The 230-nt window shown below is 84.8% G+C and carries 1 pseudogene; it reads left to right on the forward strand.

The features are described from left to right. A pseudogene (locus VR44_RS37430) lies at nucleotides 1–230 on the forward strand (hypothetical protein); the annotation flags it as partial.

The raw sequence follows: 230 nt of genomic DNA on the forward strand, positions 1-230 counted from the left end.
ACCGAGGCCTTCCCCGCCTTCACCGAGCCCTCCGGCCCCGTCGGCCCCTCCGGCCCCACCGGCGGTCCCGCGCTGGGCACCGTGCCCGTGGGCGCCGAAGAGACCCCGCGCTGGCCCGGCCCCGAGGCGCTGGACTCCCCGGCCGTCCCCCGGCCCGGTCCGGCCGCCCCGCCGCCCGGCCCGCGCCCGCCCCTGCCGACGCCCGCCCCCGCGGGCAAGTCCGGCAAGCC

The organism is Streptomyces katrae (assembly GCF_000966975.1).
In the GTDB taxonomy this organism is placed as follows: Bacteria; Actinomycetota; Actinomycetes; order Streptomycetales; family Streptomycetaceae; genus Streptomyces; species Streptomyces katrae.